The sequence below is a fragment of the Shivajiella indica genome (assembly GCF_042683085.1).
GTDB lineage: Bacteria > Bacteroidota > Bacteroidia > Cytophagales > Cyclobacteriaceae > Shivajiella > Shivajiella indica.
In genome coordinates this window covers 1-741 of the sequence record NZ_JBHUIV010000026.1, presented here as the reverse complement: position 1 = coordinate 741, position 741 = coordinate 1, and the positions used below count along the sequence as shown (strand labels likewise).

General features: G+C 48.6%; 2 tRNA genes and 1 rRNA gene. All 3 read left to right on the top strand.

Features of this window, described 5'->3' with window-relative positions:
* A 16S ribosomal RNA gene (locus tag ACFSKV_RS18930) occupies positions 1 to 113 on the top strand; the annotation flags it as partial.
* A 67-nt stretch (positions 114 to 180) separates the two neighbouring features.
* A tRNA-Ile gene (locus ACFSKV_RS18925) sits at positions 181 to 254 on the top strand.
* 17 nt (positions 255 to 271) lie between these two features.
* A tRNA-Ala gene (locus tag ACFSKV_RS18920) sits at positions 272 to 348 on the top strand.
* Positions 349 to 741 lie beyond the last annotated feature (393 nt).

The following is a 741-nucleotide window of genomic DNA, read 5'->3' as shown; positions in this document are numbered from 1 at the left end:
CGGGTAGACCTGAAGGCGGTAACCGCGAGGAGCCGTTAAGGGTAGAACCGGTAACTGGGGCTAAGTCGTAACAAGGTAGCCGTACCGGAAGGTGCGGCTGGAACACCTCCTTTCTGGAAAGACGCCCGGGGGTGTCGTTTTCGTATCCGCTTTCAAATTTTATTATCAAATTAATATAAGGGGCTTGTAGCTCAGGTGGTTAGAGCGCTACACTGATAATGTAGAGGTCCGTGGTTCGAGTCCACGCAGGCCCACTTTATATTGAAATAATGGGGGATTAGCTCAGCTGGCTAGAGCACCTGCCTTGCACGCAGGGGGTCAACGGTTCGAATCCGTTATCCTCCACCAAAACAAAAGTTTATATGGAACTTTTACAGATTATTGGATCTGGCTAGAGTATCCCGACTGGATGTCGGGAGGGTCAACGGTTCGAATCCCTGCCTGACGGCAGGCAGGCGTTATCCTCCACCAAAACAAAAGTTTATATGGAACTTTTACAGATTATTGGATCTGGCTAGAGTATCCCGACTGGATGTCGGGAGGGTCAACGGTTCGAATCCCTGCCTGACGGCAGGCAGGCGTTATCCTCCACTTCGTTCCATTATGTTGGAACACAGTTCTTTGACATGTTGAGCAGAAAATGCAACAGAGTATTGGTGTATGTTCCATAATTGGGATATACGCCGAACAAGAGACTGCATATGTCCTTAGCAAAAGGGGGATGTATGTAAAGAGTAAGTG